Genomic DNA, 20,134 nt, shown 5'->3' with positions numbered 1-20,134 from the left:
AATTGAGATGACAGAAGTCACCGAGCTCAGCAGGCCAGAAGGCGAAGCGCTCAATGCCAGGGAAGTGCTTCTCAACCTCGGCCCGCAGCACCCCAGCACTCATGGGGTTCTTCGGCTCGTCCTTGAACTGGACGGCGAGTACGTCAAGCGCGTCGACCCGCATATCGGCTACCTCCACCGCGGCACCGAAAAACTGGCGGAGAGCTTCACCTATACGCAGATTTTCCCGCTGACGGACCGGCTCGACTATCTCTGCCCGCCTTCGAACAACCTGGCCTTCGCGCTGGCGGTGGAGAAGCTCCTGGGCATAGAAGCACCGCTGCGGGCGCAGTATATCCGCGTGATGATGGCCGAGCTGGCACGCATCTCCGGTCATCTCCTGATCACCGGCGCGCTGCCGCTGGATCTCGGCGCCATGACTGCGTTGCTCTACGTCATGCGCGAGCGCGAAATGATCATGGACCTGTTGGAGATGATTAGCGGGGCGAGGATGCACACTTCCTTTTGCCGGGTCGGTGGTGTGCGCGAGGATCTGCCCGACGGGTTCTTCCCTAAGATCCGGGAGTTTTGTGACATCTTCCCGAGCCGGATCCGCGACTATGAACGGCTGATCGATAACAACCGGGTGTTCCTGAAGCGCACGCAGGGGATTGGCGTGATCTCCGCCGAGGACGGTATCGATCTCGGCCTGAGCGGCCCGAACCTGCGCGCCTCGGGCGTCGATTGGGACATCCGCCGCGACGAGCCCTACGAGATCTATGACCGGCTCGCGTTCAACGTCATTACTCGCGACGAGGGCGATTGCTACGCACGCTGGCGATGCCGCGTCGAGGAGATGCGCGAGAGCGTCGGCATCATTGAGCAATGCCTCGACCAGATGCCCGAGGGGCCGTTCCAGATCGACATGCCCACAATCGCCTTCCCGCTGGACAAGCGTCGGGTGCACTGCTCGATGGAGGCGCTGATCCAGCATTTCGACCTGTCGGCCTATGGCTTCAAGGTGCCGAAGGGCGAGGTTTATTCGGCGATCGAGGCGCCAAAGGGCGAGCTTGGTTTTTACATCATCAGCGACGGGTCGCCAAAACCGTTCCGCATGAAGGTGCGGGCACCGTCGTTCGTCAACCTTCAGGCACTCTTCGGGGTCACCAACGCACGCTACCTGGCGGACATGATCGCCGTGCTCGGCAGCCTCGACCCCGTGATGGCGGAGGTAGACAAGTAGCAGGGATTTGGCCGCGATGACCATGCGCGAAAAGATCGAAGAGGTGGCAGCGCGGTATCCCGACCAGCGCTCGGCGATCATGCCCGCGCTTCTGATCGCGCAGAGGGAGCATGGCCATCTGCCTGGTCCGGTGCTGCAGGAGGTCGCCGACATTCTCGGAGTCGAGCGGATCTGGGTCTACGAACTGGCGACCTTTTACACGCTCTTTCACACCGAGCCGGTGGGCAAGTTCCACCTGCAACTCTGTGACAATGTTTCCTGCATGTTGCGTGGATCCGAGGACCTGCTGAAGCATCTGCAAGCGGTGCTGGGGATCAAGAAGGGCGACACCACCTCGGACGGGCTGTTCACGCTTTCGACTGTCGAGTGCCTCGGTGCCTGCGAGATGGCTCCGGTGATGCAAGTCGGCGACGATTACCATGGCGACCTTGATGTCGCGCGGATAAACGCACTCTTAGACAGCCTGCGGGCAAAGGCGGGGCGAGTAGCGAGCGTTGAGCACGTCGCCACGCGACCGCCGGGAGAGTAACGCCATGTTCGAGCCAGTTCTTCTCAAAAATGTCGGCATGTCGGGCAGTCATTTGCTGTCGAGCTATGAGACTGGCGGCGGCTACCAGGCGCTGGCGAAGGTGCTGCGCGAGTACATGCCCGACGAGGTCGTCGACCTTGTCAAACGGTCCAACCTGCGCGGTCGCGGCGGTGCCGGATTCCCTACGGGCCTGAAATGGAGTTTCGTGCCGAAGCGGGGCGACAAGCCGAGATATTTGTGCTGCAATGCCGATGAGGGCGAGCCGGGCACCTTCAAGGACCGGATCATCATGGAGCGCGACCCGCATCAGCTCATCGAGGGGCTGGCGGTTAGCGCCTACGCGATCGGGGCCGAAACCGCCTATGTCTACATCCGCGGAGAATATGTGACGGCGATCCGTCATCTGGAGCAGGCAATCGCCGAGGCTTACGAAAAGGGTTATCTGGGAACGAGGATTCTGGGCTCGGATTTCAATTTCACCGTCCACATCCACTGCGGCGCTGGCGCCTATATCTGCGGCGAGGAGACTGCGATGCTCGAGTCGCTCGAAGGCAAGCGGGCGCAGCCGCGATTGAAGCCGCCCTTTCCGGCCGTGGCCGGGCTCTACGCCAGCCCCACGGTGATCAACAATGTCGAGACGCTCGCTTGCGTGCCACATATCGTTATGCGGGGCCCGGATTGGTTTCGCGGCATCGGCCCGGATAAGAGCCCCGGCCCGAAGCTCTACTGCCTCAGCGGGCAGGTGCGCAGACCGGGCCTCTACGAGTTACCGATGGGGATATCGCTGCGCGAACTGGTCGAGACCCACGCCGGGGGCGCGCTGCCGGGACGCAGGATCAAGGCGGTGATCCCGGGCGGCGTCTCAGCGCCGGTAATTCCCGAGCATGGGCTGGGGGTGGGAATGGATTTCGACTCGCTGGCGGCTGTCGGCTCGATGCTCGGTTCGGCTGGGGTTGTCGTGATCGACGACTCAACCTGCATGGTCAAGGTCGCCACCCGGATCATCGAGTTCTTCCACCATGAATCCTGTGGCAAGTGCACGCCATGCCGGGAAGGATTGAACTGGGTCGTGAAGGTCCTGCGCCGGATTGAGGCCGGGGACGGCGCAGCCGGCGATCTGGAGCAGCTGGAAATGCTCTGCAAAGGCATTTTCGGCAATACGTTTTGTGCCTTGGGGGACGGCGCAGCGATGGGGTTGCGGGCCGCACTGGCGCATTTCCGCGAGGAGTTCGTCGCCCATATCGAGGAGCGGAGGTGCCCGTTTCACTCAGGGAGTGCGCTGGGATAGGACTGCGAGGAAGTATGGTTGGCATTACGATCGATGGACGGACGTTGGAAGTTGAGGCTGGCTCGACAATACTGCAGGTCGCCCAGCGTTTGGGCATTGACATCCCCACCTTCTGCTACCTGAAGCGCCTGCCGGCGCTGGCCTCCTGCCGTATGTGTCTGGTGGAGATCGAAGGGCAGCGGCGGCTGCAGCCATCCTGCGCCACTGCGGTCATCGACGGTATGATCGTGCGGACCAACACGCCGCTGATCGAGGAAACGCGCTCTTCCATGCTCGACATGCTGCTCGCCAACCACCCGCTCGATTGCCCGATCTGCGACAAGGGCGGCGAATGCGAGCTTCAGAACATGGTGATGGCCTACGGGCCTCGCGAAAGCCGGTTCCGCGATGACAAACGTGTGTTCCACTCCGCGGATATCCGTCTCAGCCCGGTCATCATCATGAACGTCAACCGCTGCATCCAGTGCCAGCGTTGCGTCCGGATGTGTGAGGAGGTCGTCGGCGCGGTCGCCCTCGGCACCGTCGAAAAGGGCATGGATACCGCCGTCACCGGCTTCGAGGGTAGTCTCGCGAGTTGCGACCAATGCGGCAATTGCGTTGAGGTCTGCCCGGTCGGTGCGCTGATGAGTTTCCCCTATCGCTATAAGGCGCGGCCCTGGGACCTGGTCGAGACCGACACGGTCTGCCCGCATTGTGGCACCGGTTGCCAGCTGACGGTGGGCACGCGCAAGGGTGAGTTCATGCGGGTGCGCTCGAAATCGGACGAAGGGGTCAACCGCGAAACGCTTTGCGTACGGGGACGCTTCGGCCTCGATTTCATCGGGAGCCGGGACCGGATCACCCGGCCGATGATCCGTCGTGACGGCGCCCTGGTTTCGGTTACCTGGGACGAAGCGGGAGACTATCTGCGCCGGCGGCTGTCGGCTGTCGAGAGCAAGGCTGCCGGCGGGCTGGCCTCGCCGCGCCTGCCGAACGAAGTGCTTTATCAGTTCCAGAAGCTGATGCGGACGGTGTTCCGGACCAACAACATTGACTGCTCGGCGCGCTGGTCCACGCCCTTTGATATACTCGGTCCGTTGGTGGCAAGCTTTTACAGCCGCGCGCCGCTCGACGAGGTGATCGGCAACGACTGCGTCCTCGTCGTTGGCGGCAACGTCACCGAGGAGAACCCGGTCACCGAATACCTATTGCGGGACGGCGCGCGACGGCGGCAGACCGCATTGCTCATGCTCTCGGCACGGCCATCCCGTCTGGACGCAGATGCCCGGACGGCCGTTCGCGTTCCCCCCGGCGGAGAAGCGGCTTGCCTTGCAGCGGTGGTAGCCGGGCTCGTGGCGGCCACCGGCCAAACCTTGCCGGGCGACGCTTTAGCGCGCTTCGGCGCGACAATCGCCAGGCCGGCGGCGAGCAACGGCAGTGATGGACCGGATCGTCTAGCCACCGCACTCAAGGAAGGCCGCAGCGTCACCGTGCTTGTCAGCATCGACCTCCTGAGATCACCGCAAGCGCGCGCGACGCTGCAGCAGCTCAACAACCTGCTGCTGGTTCTCCGCCTGCTCGGCAAGGGCCCTGCAATGCAGTTCCTCTTCGACCGTGCCAACCAGATGGGCGCCTGGGACATGGGGGTTCTGCCGGCGGCTCTGCCAGGGTTGGGGGCGGTCGACGATGATGAGGTGCGCACAACTCTTGCACGGAACTGGGGCGCCGAAATCCCATCGGAACCCGGCGCGGGTCTCGACGCCATGCTGGAGCTCTGCGTCAGTGGGCGGATGGGCGCACTCTACATCGCCGGAGCCGACCCCCTGATCGCCTATCCCGACAGGGATTTCGTGACGCGGGCCCTTGAGGCCACCGATCTCCTGATTGTTCAGGACACCTTCCACACGGATACAGCGGGCCTGGCGGAGGTCGTCCTGCCAGCGGCAGGTTACGGCGAGGAATCCGGCACCTTTACCAACAACGAAGGCCGTACCCAGAAGGTCCGCAAATTCCGCGAACCCGCGTTCGAGGCGCAAAGCAATTTGGCGATCTTCGACTTCGTCGCAACGCTCCGCAACCAAGCGCTGCAACCGTCCACGCAAGGCGAAATTTTCGACGAGATTGCTCGCCTGGTTCCCGCCTACCATGAGATGACGTTGGAAGCGCTTGGCGCCGACGGCGCATTTACCAAGGGCGTCCCGACGCCTCCGGTTGGCGAGCTCTTCGCGCTGCCGCCTGCCCCGAAAGCAGTTGACCGACTCATGCTGGTCACCGGCGACTGCCTATTCCACAACGGATATCTTTCCGAACGCTCGGAAATCCTGAATACGGTCGCGGATGACCCCTACGTCGAGATGAGCGGACAGGATGCCGCGCAACTTGGCCTTTTGGATCGCAATCAGGTGGTCGTGCGATCGGCTCAGGGCGAATTGACGGCGAAGCTCAAGGTCAACAAACGTTTTCCCAGGGGCGTCGTGTTTGTTCCCGAAAACTACAAAGCCCTGCGTCTCAACGGACTGATGCGGCGGGGCGAATACCCGTGTCCGGTGGAGGTTCATCCAGCCACGGCCGCCACCCGCCTCACCGGCTCTGCGTCGAGCCCTGAGGATCACGACCAAGGCATGGCAGGCCGCTTGCCCTGACCCGTCCTATTAGACTAGTGATACCTGGTCCCGCAGATGTAATCCTGCAGATCCTGCTCCGTGCGCTGCGCTTCGTCGAGCCTGTGTTTTACCACATCGCCGATGCTGACCACGCCAACAACGTCGTTCCCATCCATGACAAGCACATGACGCGTACGCCGCTGGGTCATGATCCCCATCGCGACGGGCAGCAAATCCCGGGCCGAACAGGTCGCAACGTTGCGGTTCATGATATCCGCGGCTCGCATCATCGTCGCCTCTGCCCCGTATTCCGCCACTGCATTGCAGCAATCCCGCTCCGATAGCGTACCCACGTGTTTGCCACTCGATCGGCTGACGACGACGAAGCCGATATTGTTGTCGCGAAACAGCTTCAGGACTTCCAACATCGTTTGATCGGGAGTGACCGCGATGACACCGACACCCTTGTTCTTCATGATTTCGCCGACAAGCATCTGAGCCTCCTGTCTGCGCGCTTCGGCTTGACGGATTGCGCGCGTTCACGTTCGCCGAATATTCCGCCACCAATTGTACCCCTGCGACTGGCTCGTCTCGACCAGAACGCCGTTTTCAGTGTTGAGGCGCGCAGCGACTACGCCGCCGCCGGTTGCTGCCTTGCCTGGCTTGCCGAGCAGGTCGTCGCGCCCGATCACCAAGTCGCGCGAAGAAAAACTCGAGAATTCATATTGTTGCCCAAGCGCGATTGCGTCCGCCGGGCAAGCGTCCTCGCACAGTCCGCAGAACAGGCACCGGGCGGTGTCGATCTCGAATTTGGCCGGGTGCCGGTTACCCTTCTCGTCCTCGTAGGGGACGACTTCGATGCAGTCGCAGGGACAGATCCGCGCGCAGAGTTCGCAGGCCACGCACTTGATCTCGCCCTCTTCGTCACGCGTCAGGAAGTGATGCCCGCGATAGCGCGAATAGGGCAACCATTTTTCCTTGTCCGGATACTGCATGGTCACGGATCTGGAGAACATGTAGCCGAAGGTCAGAGCCAAGGCGCTCGCCAAATCGGCGAAGAACGCCCAGCCAATCCATGTTCCAACTCTGTCCTGCGCGCGCGACATCGCCGCCTCGCTAGGGAGCCGCTACGGCCCCCAAAAGTACACCGGTTATAATTATGTTCGCCATCGAAAGAGGAAGCAAGACTTTCCATCCGATCGCCATCAGTTGGTCGTAGCGGTAGCGGGGGAAAGTGAAGCGGAACCAGATAAACAGATAGACGAAGAATGCGACCTTGAGCAGAAACCAGAGGAGCGGTGGCAAGGGGACCAGTACGCCGTTCCAGCCGCCGAAGAACAGGATCACCACCAAGACCGATACCAGCAACACGATGGCATATTCGCTGACCATGAAAAACGCAAAGCGGATACCGCTATATTCGGTATGGAACCCGGCCCCCAGATCGCCTTCCGCTTCAGCCAGGTCGAAGGGAATGCGCTGCGCTTCGGCCAGTCCCGCGACGAAGAACACGAAGAAGCCGACCGGTTGGTAGACGACGTTCCAGAGATCGGCTTGCGCCCTGACGATGTCGAGCAGGCTCATGGATTGCGCCAACATGACCACGCCGATGACCGCGAACCCCATCGGGATTTCGTAGCTGATCATCTGCGCGCAGGTCCTGAGGCTGCCCAGCACGGCGTATTTGCTGTTGGCGGCCCATCCACCGAAGATGACGCCATAGACCTCGATCCCGATCACAGCGAAGACGAAAAGAAGCGCCACATTCATGTTGGAGACGTAGAGCGTGATCTCGGCACCGAGGACCGAGACAGTTTCACCAAAGGGGATCGCAACGAACACCACAAAGGGCGGGACGAGCGCCAGGATTGGCGCCAGTTTGAACAGGAAGCGGTCGGCCTCGGCCGGGATGTGGTCCTCTTTGGTTAAGAGCTTAATTCCGTCCGCCATCGGCTGCAGCAGCCCGTGCCACCCAACCCGCATCGGCCCCATCCGCTGCTGCATGTGCCCGGCGATCTTTCGTTCCAGCCAAGTTAGCGGCAAGGGCAGCAGCAGGAGGATCGCAATCAGAAACGCGACCTTGAAGACGATCAGGCCAAGGGCGACGATGAGTTCCATGATCCGCGGCTACTTATTCACGGGTTGAAACGCGACCGGACTTTGGCTCCGGCTATACATTATAGCACTTTGCGCACGCATCAGGCTACAGGCTACAACGACGCCCCTCAGACAATGCCAATGCAGTTATGCCGAGGCTGGCTATTATGTGTGCTGGTCCGGCCATGTGTGATTGGACCCGAGATTCTTAGACGTCTTCTTTCCTAAATTTCAGGCAAGAAGACTGAACCGCGCCGGGTTTGCCAATAGGTGCCCAACCGCGAACCGGCGGACGCCTTGGCGGCCGCTGATTTTTGTTCGATATGTGTCTGTCATGCACACGGATTTCGCGCAACGCATGCGCTGCACCTCGGGCTGTTTTATCTCGGCGAAGGGTTGACGCGTCCAACCTGCCTGATGTCCCGTTCGACGTTCTGAAGCATCTGGAAGGCCCTATATCGGATGTCATGCTGCTTTTCGATCGCACCTCCAGCGGGCCGAAAGACGGTCGATATTGTCGACATCGCCGTCATTGCGGCGGTCAGATCGGGGTAGCGTGCTGCCGCAACGGCTGCCAGCATCGAAGCGCCCAGCAACACGGGTTCCGAAGTATCCGCAAAGGTAACGGCTACGTTGGTGGCATCCGCCAGAAGCTGGCGCACGAGATCACTCTGCGCCGCTCCGCCGCTGGCGACGATCAACTCGATTGGAAGGCCATCGTCTTCGAGCTTTATCAGCAATTGCCTGAGCCCGTAGCCAATGCCGCACATGCCCGCGACATAGAGGCCGACGAGGTTTGCGTCGGCCGCATCGAGGCCCAAGCCTGCAATGATCGCTCGGGCGTCCGGGTCCGCATGTGGTGATCTGTTGCCGAGAAACTCGGGGACGACATGGACCGATCCGGCAAGCGCAACCACGTTCGACAATCCATTGGACATCCTGCCTGCTTCGCTTTCAAGCCAGGCCACCAGGGAAGTGCCAGCCGCCTCGGCCTCGGCCCGCAATCCGGGAGAGGCAGGATGCATCGAGACCAGGTGATCGATTGCGGCGCCCGCCGCCGACTGGCCGCCTTCGTTCAACCAGAGGCCCGGGATCATGGCAGAGTAGTACGGCCCCCAGACGCCGTTGACGAAGACTGGCTTGTCACTGGACGCCATGGAACATGCCGAAGTGCCGAAGACATAAGCAAGCCGTCGGCGGATATCGGGGGCGATACCTTCGAGCGTGCCGCCGAGCGTGCCGACGCCGCCGGCATGCGCGTCGATAAGGGCAGCGCCAACCGCTGTCCCCGATTGAAGCCCGAGATCGGCGGCGGCCTTGGAGGTGAGACCCTTTCCGAGCGGGCTACCCGGTTCGACGACGTCCATGCCGATGCGTGAAAAACCTTCGGTTACCAGTTCGCCAAGGCCGATGTCGTTGAAATAGTCTGCGTCCCACCGGTTCTCATGCGCGAGATAAGTCCATTTGCAGGTGACCGTACAAATCGACCGGCTAAGACACCCGCTCGCGCGCCAGGTAAGATAGTCCGCAAGATCGAAAAAATGGCCCGCGGCTGCAAAGGTTTCGGGAAGGTTTCGCTTGAGCCACAGCAGCTTCGGCGTCTCCATTTCGGGGGAAATCCGACCGCCGACATAGTTCAGAACAGTATGGTCGCCGGCATTGATTTCTTCGGCTTCCCCCGCGGCTCGGTGGTCCATCCAGACCATGATATTGCGCTTGGGATCTCCGGAAGGGCCAACCGGCAGCGGGGCACCCTCGGCATCGACGACAACCAGGGAACATGTCGCGTCGAAGCCGATTCCGGCGATATCTGCTGACGCGACCTTTGCGCCGCAGAGCGCCTCCTTGACGCTGTCGCAGACCGCCGCCCATATCTGTTCGCTGGATTGCTCGACGATGCTTCCTGCCTCGTGCCAGACCATGATCGCTCGCTTGGCCGAACCCATGAGCCGGCCGCTGTCGTCGAATATCCCGGCGCGCGCGCTGCCGGTCCCGACATCTACCCCGATGAAATAAGGTGCCATCGTCACAGGTCCGTACTCAGCGGCAATATCACGAGGTCGCGGATCGTGACATTGCGAGGTCTCGACAGCATGAAGATAACCGCTTCGGCAACCTCGCTCGGCTCCATCAGGCCGCCTTGGGCAATTGCGTCATCGAGTTTCTCCTTCGGCCAGTCGCCAATGAGAGCGGTCACCACCGGCCCGGGCTGAATGGCCCCGACGCGGACGCCGTGCTTGAAGACCTGGCGTCGGACGGTATGGACGAAAGCCTGCACGGCATGCTTGGAGGCGGTGTAAATCGGCTCCCAGACCACTGGGACCATCCCGGCGACCGAGCTGGTCATGATGATGTCGCCGCTCTTGCGCTCGACCATGTGCGGCAGAACGGCGTGAACCGAACGAAATGCGGCGTTGATATTCAGGTTGAGCATCCTGTCCCAGGCGTCCGGATCGCCATCGACGGCCTCGCCGCCGACGTAGGAGCCGGCATTGGCATGGAAGATGTCGAGCTTTCCGAACCTGTCCAATATCTGCGGCAGCATTGTAGAGACGCTGGCGGGATTCGTCAGGTCCACGACAAGGGGAAAAGCCAGAGGGCCAAGCTCCTGACACACTTTCCTCAACGCCTCTTGCGCCCGGTCGACAAGAACAACGTTGACGCCCTCTTCGATCAGAGCCTTCGCGCATTCCAGACCTATACCCGAGGCGGCACCGGTTATGGCGGCGACTTTGCCCGAAAGTGACTGTCTCATATAAGATTCCTCATTATATTCCCGTTTCGCTGCCGGCTTGCGGATAGCGTTGGTTGGCGTTTGTCGAATGTCAGGCTCGGCCATGGGAGACACGAGAACGGCGTGCCAGCGAGTCGACGATGACCGCAACAGCAAGTACGGCTCCGGTGATCATGTAACGGAGCGATGATGACAGATCGAGAAGCGTCAGACCGTTGGCGATCGATTGAATGACGATGATGCCAAGCAATGCGGAAAAGGCGTTGCCGCGTCCGCCGAAGAGGCTGGTGCCGCCGATGACAGCAGCCGCGATGGCATTGAGGTTCACGTCGCCGGTTCCAGCCTGCTGGCTTGCCGATGCCAAACGGGCCGCGGAGAGGACACCGCCCAGTGCCGCAAGCATCGAGCAAAGCACGAAAGCGCTGCTATAGATTGCCCGCACGTTGATGCCGGCGCGCCTGGCGGCCTCGCGGTTGCCGCCGACCGCCGTCATGGAGCGTCCCCACTGCGTCCGGGTCAGAGCGTAGTTCATGACCATGACCAATCCGACGAAGAGCCCGAACATCCATGGGATGCCACGATCCTGGTTCAGGTAGAGAACGATGAGTTCGAGGACGACCGTGATGACAACCGCGCGGAAAACGATGCTTCCGAGCGACGGCGCGGACAGGTTCGCTTCTCGGCGCCGTGCAATCGCGCGCACGCCTGTCCACAGGATCGCGATGCACGGCAGCGCCGCAAGGATATAGGCTACCAGACGCGGCATCACCATCATCTGGCCGAAGTTCACCACAGCCGAGCCGTAAGGCAGGTTGATCGAGCCTGTCGAGCCCAAGATATAGAGCTGCATGCCGAGAACCGCGAGCAAGCCGGAAAGGGTGGAAACGAAACTCGGCATTCCCAGCCGGTTGTAGAGCAACGCGTAGAGCGATCCGATCAGTCCGCCGACCGCCACTGCAGCAAGGATTGCCAGCGGTACAGGCCAGCCCTGGTTGACCCAGAGAGTTCCGACCATGGCCGAGGCAAAGCCACTGATCGATCCGACGGAAAGATCGATCTCGCCGACCATCAAAACGCAGACGATCCCCAATGCAATGACACCCACCGTCGAGCAGTCGAACAGCAGATTGACGAGATTGTTGCTCGACAGGAAGATCGGGTTGAGGGTGGCGAACACGGTCCAGATGATGACCAACCCGACAACCACCGGCAGGGATCCGAGATCTCCGGATCGAACACGATCAAAGAAAGCGCGTATGGTGCCTGCAACGCCTGTTTCATGCTTCATGCGGACGTCGCTTCGATCGAGCATCGTGGTCGCTTCTTTCGTATCGGTCATGCCCGACCCTCCTGCGAGATTTCATCCTGTGCCTGTCGGCGACTGGCTCGCCGTGAAACCGAATTGTCCGCAGCACCCGTGATGGCGCCGACCAATTCGTGGTTCGAGGCCTCGGGGGTGAAGACGCCATTGTTTCTGCCAAGCCTGAGTACGACGATGCGGTCGGCGACCGCGCGCACGTCCTCCATGTTGTGACTGATCATGATAACGCCGAGGCCGCGGTCCCGGACGCGTTCGATCAGATTGAGAACCTCGGCAGTCTGCGCGACGCCGAGGGCTGCTGTTGGCTCGTCGAGCAGGATGAGCTTTGGCTCGAGCAGCAACGAACGCGCGATCGCCACCGTCTGCCGCTGACCGCCGGACAGGGAGGCAATGGGAATTCGCACACTGGGGATGCGTGCCGAAAGCTCGTTCAGCAGCGTCCACGATCGTACCTCCATCGCCGTTTCGTCGAGCTGCAGGGGACTCAACTCGCGACCAAGGAAAATATTGGCAACCACGTCAAGGTTTTCGCACAGCGCCAGATCCTGAAATACGGTGGCGATGCCGAGATTGAGTGCGGCGCTCGGATCCGTCATCGTGACGACCTGGCCGCAGAACGTGATAGTTCCCGACGTCGGCTGATGGACACCGGCGAGCGTTTTCACCAGGGTCGACTTGCCGGCGCCGTTGTCGCCGACCAGGGCCACGACCTCACCTGCATGGACATCGAGGTCGATGTCCGTCAATGCCGATACGGCACCGAAACTCTTGGAGATGCCGCGCAGGCTAAGCACCAGCTCTCCGACTGAGGTTGCTTGGTTGGACGAATTGGACATATCTGACGAGCCTTTCAACGGACGAGAAGTCGATGGTCGCCATGGCCGCGATCAGCAGCCATGGCGAGAGCTGGGATCAGCCTCCGATGCCGAGCTTCTTGCAGCCTTCAGCATAACGATCGACACAGAGTTCACTGGCTTTCATGATGTTCTTGTCGATGATCTCAGCCTTCAGGTTTTCCGCCGTGACGACGGCGGGCGTGAAAAGTCTCGACGGCGTATTGTACAACGTCGCCTCGGCTTTCGGCGTCTTGCCCGCGAGCAATTCCACGGCAGCGTTGGCGGCAGCCGCGGCGACGATTTCGCTCGGCTTGGAGATGGTATTGTACTGGTCGCCGGCAATGACCAGTTGAAGCGCAGCAATGGTCGCATCATTGCCGGTAACCGGAGGCACCGGATCGACACCTGCGGCCTTCAACGCGGCGATTGCGCCGCCGCCGGTGCCGTCGTTTGCAGCGACGATCCCGACGATCTTCTTACCAAAGCGGGTTACCTGACCGCCGGCCCATTGCTGTGCTTTCGGCGGAGCCCATTCCGGCGTGTCGTATTCCGCCAGGATCTTGTAGCCACTGTTGTCGAGACCGGCGTGGATACCCTTTTTGATAAGGCCCGCGGCTGCGTCGGTTGGAGAGCCGTTGATCTGCAGCACACCGCCGTCGGCAGTCGAAACACCCTTGGCTTTCAGATGTGCGACGAGGCTATCTGCGATCGCCTTGCCGATGCCTTCGTTGTTGAAAGAGACATAAAAATCGGCTTTGGCATCGGGAACTGGACGGTCATAGGCAATGACCTTGACGCCCTGAGCCTGCGCCTGCTTCACCAAAGAGGCGGCAGCAGTCGAATCGACCGGATCGAGCACAATGACCTTGGCGCCTTGCGACATGACGGCGTTGAACTGCTGCTGCTGGCGCGACGCGTCGGCGTCGGCGTTCTGGTAGAGAACCTTGCAATCGGCGCAGAGCTTCTTCATCTCGGCAGCGAAGCCCGGATAATCGTGCTGTTCGTAGCGGGTCGATGCCTGGTCGGGCATAAGGAATGCGACGGTCGCTCCTGACTGCGCGAAGCTGGACGTGCTGCTGAGCAGACCGATGGCGAGTGCAACAGCGCCGCTTATTTTCAATGAGTGTCTCATGTTTTCCTCCGTTTTCATTGTCTGTGGTCTTTGTCGATTTGGTGCTCAATCCGCCTGGACGACGGACAGGCGATCCCCTTCGCGAGATCGCATGCGATCCGCGTTGGTGTTCCGGCGGTAATTATGTTCCTCCCAGTCCTCCCTTTTAGGCGGCCTCCACCGCTCTCACATTTTGCACCAGCAACGTCCTGAAGCGCGAAGGAGCCATGCTCTTCTGCGCCAGGAACTGGCGGTTGAAGTTCGAAATGTTGTTGAATCCGGAAGCAAAGCAGATGTCGGTAATCGACAGATCTGGTTTGCTCATCAACAAATGACAGGCGAAATTTATCCGGAGCCGATTGACATATTGAACAAGGGCCATCCCGGTGTGGCGGCGAAAACTGCGCGAAAACGCACTTGAACTTTGTCCCGTCAGGTCGGCCAGATCCGCTTCGGTAAATGGCTCCGTCAGGTGGCTGTTGATGTAGAGCAAGGCCTGATTGACGCCATTGGACATAAAACCGGAGGGATCGGGCGTATATCTGGTGCTTGCCAGAGAGCGCATTTCGTCGGCCGAGCTAAGGTGACCCAGGATACCCATGAACAATTCCAGGCGTCGAAGACCCCTCGCGTTCACCAATTTCTCCAAAAGCGGCCCCACCTTTGCTGCCGTCAGCGTTGAAAACAGCGCGCCTCTGCGGCTAAGCTCAAGCATCGGGGCGCAGGCTTCGAATTCGGGGAAGGTCTTCGTCGCATCGGCCAGAAATCCCTCCGTGAACTGGACCACCCTGCCACGCAACGGTACGCAGGTTCCCGTCGGAATGCTGCTTATCCAGTTGTGCGGAAGATTCGGCCCCGTCAGGACCAGATTGCCCGGCTCGAATTCGCCGATGAAATCGCCAACGAAGTACTGGCCTTTCGTCGCGACGACATGGTGAATTTCATACTCCGGATGGAAATGCCAACGCACCGTATGGAACGGATAGCCGTGTTCCCAGGCCTTAAACGACTCTCCGCTTCCAATCTGGACGACCTCCAAGTCCGGCTTCATGTCGGCTCCTCCTCGGCTTTGATTGTGCATCTGAGCATCGCCACCTCCTCCCAAAGGCAAGACCTGACCGTAGTTTAGCAGGCTAGTAGGCCGTCGCTACTACGCCTTCAGCACCAAACCGATACTTTTTTGACCTTCCGGCGTTAAATCCGCGGGCGTTTCGCACATGCGAAGGGGAATCGCGCGACCAGATCGCGATCTGTCAGGCGTTATAGCGAGCTATAGGATCGACCGGCGATCGCGAGAAGAGTGGATTTGTGCTGTGTCGGGGCCCATGTGGGCCCATGTCGTCCAGGCTCATTGATGTGTTTTACTTGGGCAGAACTGAAACGCCCACACGACGGCGCCGAGAGCGACAAATTGCATCCAGGAACCTCAGGGGCCGAGAAGTCTCGACCCCTCCATTGCCGCATGCGTTCCAACCTGGTGTCGGTGCTGGTGCATCTGCTGCCACGTGGCGAATGCGAGGCCGTGGCGCTGTCGATCACGGCGCTGCTCAACGGGCTGTGGCTGCGGGCCGGCCTGCAATCGGAAGGCCTGACCCGAGATATAGCCATCAACCAGATGCGCGAATACCTAAAATGCCGCATCCTAGGCTGAAGGTTGGCCAAGCGTGCCGGTCGAGCAAGCGGCCTGCTGTTGTATTGCGACTTTGGTCTGAACTGATAATGTGAAGGGCACACGCGCAAGCTTTTGTGTTGTTTGCGTTTTTGGTCTCACGGACCAAAATGTAACGAGGCATTATGGAAGCATCAAAAACATCGACAGTCAGTTATGGTGCCGAACCAGGATTGCGTTTCGCGTTGCTGCTCGACGGCCGCGGTGGCTGCACGCAGCTGGAGATGGCCGAGTTGCGCGCGTGGAAGCGGGAAGCAGGCGTGGTCTGGCTTCATCTGGAGCGCGATCATCCAGCCGCGGCCGAATGGGTTCACCAAAAAAGCCAATTCGACCCCGTTGTGGCCGAGGCGCTTTTGCAGGAGGAATCCCGTCCGCGTGTCGAACCCGTTGACGACGGGCTACTGATTATCTTGCGGGGCGTGTGCGCCACGTCGCCGGAGGAAGTGGCCGAGAAACCCACTGACATAGATCTCGTGCCGCTGCATCTCTGGGTCGATGCTGACCGAATCGTCTCGTTGCGCGACAGCGGTCACTACATCACAGCGCTGCGCGACATCCGTTTGTCATTGGAGAAGGGGAAGGGTCCCCAGCGCACCGGCGATCTGCTTGCCCTCATTGGCGACAAGCTGGTGCGCGATCTCGAGCCCGTACTGGACGCCATGGACGAGGAGGTTGATGAGCTCGACGAGATGATCTTTCATGGCGAAGCGAGCCAAGTGCGCGAACGCCTTAAGCTCCTCCGGCGGCGGGCGGTACAACTTCGCCGCTACCTCGCGCCCCAGCGTGACGCACTCAGCCGGATAGAACACGATGACGCCCCGTGGCTGGCCGAACGTGACAAGCTCCGCATGCGCGAGGTGATCGACAAGCTGATGCGCTTCATCGAATATCTCGACGCCATACGCGATCGCACCAGCATCCTGCATGACGACCTCTCGACCGTGATCAGCGAGCGCATCGCCCGCAACTCCAACCGCCTCGCTGCCCTTGCGGCCCTGCTGCTGCCGCCAAGCGTGGTGGCAGGCCTTTTCGGCATGAATGTCGGAGGCATTCCTGGCGTCAATGACACTTGGGCTTTCGTCATTATCGTTGCCTTCGTCACGATCACATCGATCGCCACACTTTGGGTGCTGAGGCGCATCAACTGGCTCTAGTGGTCGATGACCTATCATCGCCGAGTTTGGTTTCAATGCGTTCATTTTTCGGAAATGCGCGAGGGGCTTGAGGCAAAGAGCGGCTGTTGGGCGATGCGCAGCGTCCAAGTTGCTAGCCGCGTGCCGGCCGCCCAATCCCGAGATGCTCGCGCAGGGTCGTACCGTCGTAGTCCGTGCGGAAAAGGCCTTTTTCTTGAAGAATGGGCACCACCTCGCGCGTGAAATCCTCGAGCCCGTCGGGAAAGAACGGCGGCATGACGTTGAAACCGTCGGCGGCGCCGTTCTCGAACCACCGCTGCATGCGCTCGGCAATTTCCACCGGGGTTCCGAGCACGATATGATGGCCGCGGCCGGCGGCAACCCGCAAGGCAAGCTGGCGGATCGTCAGCTTTTCCCGTCGCGCCAGTTCGCTCAAGAGTTCGGCGCGACTGCGCAACTGGTCCGAAATCGGCAGGTCCGGCAAGGGGCCGTCGAGATCGTAGTTGGCAAGGCTATGGCCGATCCGCTCCTCGAGCAGGGGCATGGCGCTTTTGATCTCAGTCCAGCGGTTGAGAACGTCGAGTTTCTCGCGGGCTGCAGCCGTCGTTCTGCCGATCACCGGCAGGAAGCCCGGCATGACCGCGACGGCGTCAGGCTCTCTGCCGAAACCGGCAACACGGCCCTTGAGGCTCTTGTAGAAGGCCTGCGCCTCCTCGAGGTTCTGCTGCGCAGTAAAGACGATGTCGGCGGTGCGGGCGGCTAGGTCCTGGCCAGGACCCGACGAGCCGGCCTGGATGAGGATTGGATGACCCTGCGGCGTGCGCGGGATGTTGAGCGGCCCCTTGACGGTGTAATACTTGCCCTTGTGGTCGAGCACGTGCACCTTGGACGGATCGGCATAGACGCCGCTTTCCTTGTCCTTCGGAAAGGCATCGTCGTCCCAGCTATCCCAGAGCCCGCGCACCACATCGACGAATTCCTCGGCCACGGCATAGCGCTCGTCATGTTCCGGATGGCTCTTGGAAAAGTTGGCGGCGGTGCGCGCATAGGAGGTTGTGACGATATTCCAGGCGGCGCGTCCATGGCTCAGATGGTCGATCGAGGCAAAGGCGCGGGCGATATGATAGGGCTCGCCGTAGGTGGTCGATGCGGTGGCTGCAAGTCCGATCTTGTCGGTGACCATGGCAAGCGAGGCAAGTAGGGTCAGCGGTTCGAAACGGGCGATCATGGACGGGTGCGCGTCGATGCCGCTCGTCAGGCCATCTGCCAGAAAAAGCATGTCGAACTTGGCCGCTTCCGCCATTTGCGCCATCCGTCGCAGCAGCTCGAAATTCTCGCTGCCGGCCTCCGCTTCGGGATGGCGCCAGCCGGATACGTGATGACCGGCTCCCTGCAGGAACAGGCCGAGATGGATCTTGCGGGTCTTGCTCATGGTTTCATGCCTCGAAATTACGGAAAGGATCAGGTCAAACGCTGGCCGAGCACGTCGAGGAAGCGATAGAGATCATTCTCGCTCAACATCGTCCGCGCAAGCTCTGGAACGGCCGAAACGGCCGGATGGTTGTCCGTTGCCTCGCGGAATTTGTCGGTCGGGTCGCTGACGCCAGGCAGGCCTTTGAATTCCCGGGTCAGCCGGTTGCCATTGATAAGGTCCACCTCCGCAATCACGAAGCGCGTTTTCGGATCGCTGGACAGGCGAGGGGCGGTCTCGTCATGCCGGCGCCGGACACGGCGGCCAATCGCCATCAGGTCATCGCGAACCGGCGTCTCGGCGAAATGGTCGATCCGGAGCGCCCCGTCGATGAGCGCGGTTGCAAAGACATATTCGGCGCTGAAGCGCGCATCGATCCCGTTGGTCGGGTTCGCCACGACCAGTGCGGCATCGCCGCCCGGCGGGAAGGTGATGGTCACGGCGTCTATCGTTTCCGCGCGCAAGCCTTCCTGATAAAGCTGAAGACCGATCATGCCGACGGGGTGGCTTGCTGTGCAGCATGGAAAGGCCTTGAGCGTCAGCCCCGGTGAGACGATCTGCCAGGCAGAGCCCCAGTTCTCCACCACTGCCTGCGGGCGCTCTTGGCCAAAGGCGAAGGCGGAAAAGAAGCCGGTGGGATTGTCGAGAAAGTCCCTCGCACCACCGAAACCAGCCTTGGCGAGCCTGGCCGACAAGAGACCGGAGCGCGCGGCCATTCCGGCGTGGTAGGGCTTGGCGTCATGGCCGAACTGTAGGCGCAATCCGCTCGAATGGGTGGCGGCAAGTCCGAGTGCCACCGCGGTCTCCTCTGGCGAGTAGTCAAGTACATGGGCGACGGCCGCTGCGGCACCGATCGTGCCGAGCGTTGCCGTGGCATGGAAGCCGTTCTCGTAATGCTTGGTGCCGAGCGACAGCCCGAGACGGGCCATGGCTTCAAGCCCGACGATGTAGCCGGCGATCAATCGCTCCGCGGAAAGCCGGACTTCGGAGGCAAGTGCCAGAAGCGCCGGAACGATCACCGTCGTTGGATGGCCGCGTACGCTCGAATGCACGTCGTCGTAGTCGAGCACGTGGCCTGCATGGGCGTTGATCAGCGCAGCCGTAAGGGCATCGGTACGGCGCTCTTGCCCGACAATCACCGCATTACCGTTGCCGGGCGATAGCTGGTCGAGCAGGATAAGCGTCGTGCGATCCAGGGCGCCGCCGAAGACGCAGGCCAGCCAGTCGATGATCGCTGTGCGGGCCGCCTGAACGGCGGCCCTGTCCTTCAGGGGTTCGGACGAGACGATGGCCCCGGCAAAGCCCGTCGTGAGCGGAGAAACCTTGTCCACAATCAATCCCTTCAAATACCTTCGCCGTCTTCCAGAGCGCTGCGTCCGCCAGCCAGCCCGTTGACGAAGCGGTGAATGCGCGGATTTGCCGATTTCTGAAAGATGTCCTCGGGCGATCCCTTGTCGACGATGCGGCCGTTTTCGGTGAAGACGACGACGTCGCTGATTTCTTCGGCAAATCGCATTTCGTGCGTCACGAGAATGGTTGTCATGCCCTCTTTCACGAGATCACGAATAACGGCGAGCACTTCGCCCACGGTTTCCGGATCGAGCGCCGAGGTGACCTCGTCAAACAAGACGAGATCCGGCCTCATGGCAAGCGCGCGGGCAATCGCCACGCGCTGCTGCTGCCCGCCGGAAAGCTGCCCCGGATACATCAGCGCCTTTTCCGACAGACGCACCTGCGCCAGAAGTTCCTTCGCATGACGTTCAGCTTCGGCCCGATCGATGCCGAGGATACGGGTCGGCGCGAGCGTGATGTTGTCGATGACCGACAGATGCGGGAACAGATTATACTGCTGGAAGACGATGCCGACCCTCTGTCGCAGCTTGATCCGGTCTTTCTCGCTGGTCATCTGGTCGATGCGCGCGCCATTGACGGTGATACGGCCAGATTGCGGCGTCACCAGCGCGTTGATGCAGCGCAGGATCGTCGACTTGCCGGATCCGGAAGGACCGATGATCGAGACGGTCTCGCCTCGCGCCACCTGCAAGTCGATCCCTTTAAGCACCTGCGTGGGCCCGAAGGACAGGTGCACATCCGCCAGATCGACGATCGGATTGGTCGCGGCTTGGCTCATGCCCGGCTCC

At 61.0% G+C, this 20,134-nt stretch carries 18 protein-coding genes; 6 read left to right on the top strand and 12 right to left on the bottom strand.

All coding sequences use genetic code 11. The features are described 5' to 3' along the window. Nucleotides 1-7: 7 nt before the first annotated feature. Genes nuoD through nuoG form a run of 4 tightly spaced genes read left to right on the top strand, consistent with a single transcriptional unit; the run spans nucleotide 8 to nucleotide 5,660 of the window. Entirely contained in the window at nucleotides 8-1,222 is a 1,215-nt protein-coding gene (gene nuoD, locus AB4Z52_RS26255) for an NADH dehydrogenase (quinone) subunit D (protein ID WP_442220829.1), read from the top strand. A 16-nt stretch (nucleotides 1,223-1,238) separates the two neighbouring features. Beyond that, complete coding sequence (gene nuoE / locus AB4Z52_RS26250; RefSeq protein WP_442220828.1) at nucleotides 1,239-1,751, top strand: NADH-quinone oxidoreductase subunit NuoE; 513 nt, start codon at nucleotides 1,239-1,241, stop codon at nucleotides 1,749-1,751. 4 nt (nucleotides 1,752-1,755) lie between these two features. After that, nucleotides 1,756-3,039: an NADH-quinone oxidoreductase subunit NuoF gene (gene nuoF / locus AB4Z52_RS26245; protein WP_442220827.1), complete on the top strand. Its 1,284-nt coding sequence runs from the start codon at nucleotides 1,756-1,758 to the stop codon at nucleotides 3,037-3,039. Nucleotides 3,040-3,053: 14 nt separating this feature from the next. Beyond that, nucleotides 3,054-5,660, top strand: a complete 2,607-nt coding sequence (nuoG, locus tag AB4Z52_RS26240) for an NADH-quinone oxidoreductase subunit NuoG (protein WP_442220826.1) — start codon at nucleotides 3,054-3,056, stop codon at nucleotides 5,658-5,660. Nucleotides 5,661-5,674: 14 nt separating this feature from the next. Here the strand turns inward: nuoG and AB4Z52_RS26235 are convergent, their stop codons facing one another. From AB4Z52_RS26235 to AB4Z52_RS26195, 9 genes are all read right to left on the bottom strand, one after another. Then, complete coding sequence (locus AB4Z52_RS26235; protein WP_442220825.1) at nucleotides 5,675-6,115, bottom strand: CBS domain-containing protein; 441 nt, start codon at nucleotides 6,113-6,115, stop codon at nucleotides 5,675-5,677. A gap of 45 nt (nucleotides 6,116-6,160) precedes the next feature. Then, on the bottom strand, nucleotides 6,161-6,727 hold the full coding sequence (locus AB4Z52_RS26230) for an NADH-quinone oxidoreductase subunit I (protein ID WP_442220824.1): 567 nt from the start codon (nucleotides 6,725-6,727) through the stop codon (nucleotides 6,161-6,163). A 10-nt stretch (nucleotides 6,728-6,737) separates the two neighbouring features. Beyond that, the gene (gene nuoH, locus AB4Z52_RS26225) at nucleotides 6,738-7,739 is read right to left on the bottom strand and encodes an NADH-quinone oxidoreductase subunit NuoH (protein ID WP_442220823.1); all 1,002 of its coding nucleotides are present in this window, start codon (nucleotides 7,737-7,739) and stop codon (nucleotides 6,738-6,740) included. Between the two features lie 359 nt (nucleotides 7,740-8,098). Next, a complete protein-coding gene (locus AB4Z52_RS26220; protein WP_442220822.1) occupies nucleotides 8,099-9,742 on the bottom strand; it encodes an FGGY-family carbohydrate kinase in 1,644 nt (547 codons plus the stop codon). A gap of 2 nt (nucleotides 9,743-9,744) precedes the next feature. After that, nucleotides 9,745-10,473 (bottom strand): SDR family oxidoreductase, encoded by a 729-nt coding sequence (locus AB4Z52_RS26215; RefSeq protein WP_442220821.1) that lies wholly within the window; start codon nucleotides 10,471-10,473, stop codon nucleotides 9,745-9,747. Nucleotides 10,474-10,543: 70 nt separating this feature from the next. Then, complete coding sequence (locus AB4Z52_RS26210) at nucleotides 10,544-11,791, bottom strand: sugar ABC transporter permease (RefSeq protein ID WP_442220820.1); 1,248 nt, start codon at nucleotides 11,789-11,791, stop codon at nucleotides 10,544-10,546. After that, nucleotides 11,788-12,609 (bottom strand): ATP-binding cassette domain-containing protein, encoded by an 822-nt coding sequence (locus AB4Z52_RS26205; RefSeq protein WP_442220819.1) that lies wholly within the window; start codon nucleotides 12,607-12,609, stop codon nucleotides 11,788-11,790. Before AB4Z52_RS26205 ends, AB4Z52_RS26210 begins: the two co-directional genes overlap by 4 nt. Before the next feature lie 76 nt (nucleotides 12,610-12,685). Then, the gene (locus AB4Z52_RS26200; RefSeq protein ID WP_442220818.1) at nucleotides 12,686-13,741 is read right to left on the bottom strand and encodes an ABC transporter substrate-binding protein; all 1,056 of its coding nucleotides are present in this window, start codon (nucleotides 13,739-13,741) and stop codon (nucleotides 12,686-12,688) included. Nucleotides 13,742-13,886: 145 nt separating this feature from the next. Continuing rightward, nucleotides 13,887-14,771 (bottom strand): helix-turn-helix domain-containing protein, encoded by an 885-nt coding sequence (locus tag AB4Z52_RS26195; RefSeq protein ID WP_442220817.1) that lies wholly within the window; start codon nucleotides 14,769-14,771, stop codon nucleotides 13,887-13,889. Between the two features lie 303 nt (nucleotides 14,772-15,074). Between AB4Z52_RS26195 and AB4Z52_RS26190 the strand changes: the two genes are divergently transcribed. Both AB4Z52_RS26190 and AB4Z52_RS26185 read left to right on the top strand, forming a co-directional pair. After that, complete coding sequence (locus AB4Z52_RS26190; protein ID WP_442220816.1) at nucleotides 15,075-15,371, top strand: TetR family transcriptional regulator C-terminal domain-containing protein; 297 nt, start codon at nucleotides 15,075-15,077, stop codon at nucleotides 15,369-15,371. A gap of 143 nt (nucleotides 15,372-15,514) precedes the next feature. Beyond that, nucleotides 15,515-16,543 carry a CorA family divalent cation transporter gene (locus AB4Z52_RS26185; RefSeq protein ID WP_442220815.1) on the top strand — a complete coding sequence of 343 codons (1,029 nt, stop codon included), beginning with the start codon at nucleotides 15,515-15,517 and terminating at the stop codon, nucleotides 16,541-16,543. Between the two features lie 112 nt (nucleotides 16,544-16,655). Here AB4Z52_RS26185 and AB4Z52_RS26180 read toward each other — a convergent pair whose 3' ends face one another. From AB4Z52_RS26180 to AB4Z52_RS26170, 3 genes are read right to left on the bottom strand one after another with little or no spacing between them, the layout of a single operon-like run. After that, nucleotides 16,656-17,954 carry an LLM class flavin-dependent oxidoreductase gene (locus tag AB4Z52_RS26180; protein WP_442220814.1) on the bottom strand — a complete coding sequence of 433 codons (1,299 nt, stop codon included), beginning with the start codon at nucleotides 17,952-17,954 and terminating at the stop codon, nucleotides 16,656-16,658. 29 nt (nucleotides 17,955-17,983) lie between these two features. Further along, complete coding sequence (locus tag AB4Z52_RS26175) at nucleotides 17,984-19,324, bottom strand: MmgE/PrpD family protein (protein WP_442220813.1); 1,341 nt, start codon at nucleotides 19,322-19,324, stop codon at nucleotides 17,984-17,986. 11 nt (nucleotides 19,325-19,335) lie between these two features. Further along, nucleotides 19,336-20,124: an amino acid ABC transporter ATP-binding protein gene (locus AB4Z52_RS26170; RefSeq protein ID WP_442220812.1), complete on the bottom strand. Its 789-nt coding sequence runs from the start codon at nucleotides 20,122-20,124 to the stop codon at nucleotides 19,336-19,338. Between the last annotated feature and the right edge of the window lie 10 nt (nucleotides 20,125-20,134).

Source organism: Rhizobium sp. 2YAF20, assembly GCF_052114685.1.
In the GTDB taxonomy this organism is placed as follows: domain Bacteria; phylum Pseudomonadota; class Alphaproteobacteria; order Rhizobiales; family Rhizobiaceae; genus Rhizobium.
The sequence above is the reverse complement of the archived record's forward strand: the minus strand, read 5'-3'. Positions and strand labels throughout refer to the sequence as shown.

Excerpts from the sequence above, each read along its gene's own strand:
- nuoE (WP_442220828.1), top strand. The coding sequence starts at position 1,239 with ATGACCATGCGCGAAAAGATCGAAGAGGTGGCAGCGCGGTATCCCGAC.
- AB4Z52_RS26195 (WP_442220817.1), bottom strand. The coding sequence starts at position 14,771 with ATGAAGCCGGACTTGGAGGTCGTCCAGATTGGAAGCGGAGAGTCGTTT.
- AB4Z52_RS26170 (WP_442220812.1), bottom strand. The coding sequence starts at position 20,124 with ATGAGCCAAGCCGCGACCAATCCGATCGTCGATCTGGCGGATGTGCAC.
- AB4Z52_RS26205 (WP_442220819.1), bottom strand. The coding sequence starts at position 12,609 with ATGTCCAATTCGTCCAACCAAGCAACCTCAGTCGGAGAGCTGGTGCTT.
- nuoD (WP_442220829.1), top strand. The coding sequence starts at position 8 with ATGACAGAAGTCACCGAGCTCAGCAGGCCAGAAGGCGAAGCGCTCAAT.
- AB4Z52_RS26190 (WP_442220816.1), top strand. The coding sequence starts at position 15,075 with ATGTGTTTTACTTGGGCAGAACTGAAACGCCCACACGACGGCGCCGAG.
- AB4Z52_RS26180 (WP_442220814.1), bottom strand. The coding sequence starts at position 17,954 with ATGAGCAAGACCCGCAAGATCCATCTCGGCCTGTTCCTGCAGGGAGCC.
- AB4Z52_RS26200 (WP_442220818.1), bottom strand. The coding sequence starts at position 13,741 with ATGAGACACTCATTGAAAATAAGCGGCGCTGTTGCACTCGCCATCGGT.
- AB4Z52_RS26185 (WP_442220815.1), top strand. The coding sequence starts at position 15,515 with ATGGAAGCATCAAAAACATCGACAGTCAGTTATGGTGCCGAACCAGGA.
- nuoF (WP_442220827.1), top strand. The coding sequence starts at position 1,756 with ATGTTCGAGCCAGTTCTTCTCAAAAATGTCGGCATGTCGGGCAGTCAT.
- AB4Z52_RS26210 (WP_442220820.1), bottom strand. The coding sequence starts at position 11,791 with ATGACCGATACGAAAGAAGCGACCACGATGCTCGATCGAAGCGACGTC.
- AB4Z52_RS26230 (WP_442220824.1), bottom strand. The coding sequence starts at position 6,727 with ATGTCGCGCGCGCAGGACAGAGTTGGAACATGGATTGGCTGGGCGTTC.
- AB4Z52_RS26215 (WP_442220821.1), bottom strand. The coding sequence starts at position 10,473 with ATGAGACAGTCACTTTCGGGCAAAGTCGCCGCCATAACCGGTGCCGCC.
- nuoG (WP_442220826.1), top strand. The coding sequence starts at position 3,054 with ATGGTTGGCATTACGATCGATGGACGGACGTTGGAAGTTGAGGCTGGC.
- nuoH (WP_442220823.1), bottom strand. The coding sequence starts at position 7,739 with ATGGAACTCATCGTCGCCCTTGGCCTGATCGTCTTCAAGGTCGCGTTT.
- AB4Z52_RS26220 (WP_442220822.1), bottom strand. The coding sequence starts at position 9,742 with ATGGCACCTTATTTCATCGGGGTAGATGTCGGGACCGGCAGCGCGCGC.
- AB4Z52_RS26235 (WP_442220825.1), bottom strand. The coding sequence starts at position 6,115 with ATGCTTGTCGGCGAAATCATGAAGAACAAGGGTGTCGGTGTCATCGCG.